Here is a 1,396-nt window from a genome sequence, read left to right as displayed (position 1 = left end):
TACGGTTACCTTGTTACGACTTAAGCCCCCTTGCGGAGCCCAGATTCGACCGACGTTGCGTCGGCCTCATCCGGACCCCACTCGGGTGCTTTGACGGGCGGTGTGTGCAAGGAGCAGGGACGTATTCACCGCGCCCTTCTGAGGCGCGATTACTACCGAATCCAGCTTCATGAGGGCGAGTTTCAGCCCTCAATCCGAACTACGACCGAGTTTCGGAGATTAGCGCCCCCTTTCGGGGTTGCATCCCACTGTCTCGGCCATTGTAGCCCGCGTGTCGCCCAGCACATTCGGGGCATACTGACCTACCGTTGCCCGTTCCTTCCTCCAGTTTGGCACTGGCAGTCCTCCTAATGTACCCAACCACCGCTAGGTGTTGCTGGCAATTAGGAGTGCGGGTCTCGCTCGTTGCCTGACTTAACAGGACGCCTCACGGTACGAGCTGACGGCGGCCATGCACCTCCTCTCAATGGCTCCAGTAAGGTCATCAACCTGACTTTCACTGCACATTGTCGATGCTGGTGAGATGTCCGGCGTTGAGTCCAATTAAACCGCAGGCTCCTCCGGTTGTAGTGCTCCCCCGCCAATTCCTTTAAGTTTCATCCTTGCGGACGTACTTCCCAGGCGGTCTGCTTCACGGCTTCCCTGCGGCACAGCACAGGCTCGTAGCCTGTGCCACACCTAGCAGACATCGTTTACAGCTCGGACTACCCGGGTATCTAATCCGGTTCGTGACCCGAGCTTTCGTCCCTCACCGTCGGATCCGTCTTCCAGAGGCGCTTTCGCCACCGGTGGTCCGTCCAGGATTACGGGATTTCACTCCTACCCCGGACGTACCCCTCTGGTCTTCCGGTCCCAAGCCATGCAGTTTCCACCGGACGCCCGCGCGTTAAGCGCGCGGATTTCCCGATGGACTTGCACGGCCAGCTACGGACGCTTTAGGCCCAATAATAGCGGTCATCACTCGTGCTGCCGGTATTACCGCGGCGGCTGGCACCGGTCTTGCCCAGCACTTATTCCGCGACCACCTTACGGTCGCAAAAAGCGAGGACTATATGCCCTCGCACTTGGAGTCCCCTTATCGCACTTTCGTGCAGTGTAAAGGTTTCGCGCCTGCTGCGCCCCGTAGGGCCCGGTATCTTGTCTCAGATACCGTCTCCGGGCTCTTGCTCTCACAACCCGTACCGATTATGGGCACGGTGGGCCGTTACCCCACCGTCTACCTAATCGGCCGCAGCCACATCCTATGGCGCCGGAGCGTTTCGGATTCACACCACTCCAGGNNGTGAATCGTATTCCGAATTAGCCTCAGTTTCCCGAGGTTATTCGGATCCATAGGGTAGTTTGGCCAGGTGTTACTGAGCTATCTGCTACGAGTCTGAACTCGTGCAACTAGCAT

General features: G+C 58.4%; 1 rRNA gene. It reads right to left on the bottom strand.

Annotated elements, in window-relative coordinates:
* Positions 1 to 1,396 (bottom strand): 16S ribosomal RNA (locus ACERIM_RS19445); the annotation flags it as partial.

It is taken from the genome of Natrinema sp. H-ect1 (assembly GCF_041821105.1).
GTDB classification, from domain to species: domain Archaea; phylum Halobacteriota; class Halobacteria; order Halobacteriales; family Natrialbaceae; genus Natrinema; species Natrinema thermotolerans.
Note: the sequence above shows the minus strand (reverse complement) of the source record. Positions and strands in the feature narration are given on the sequence as shown.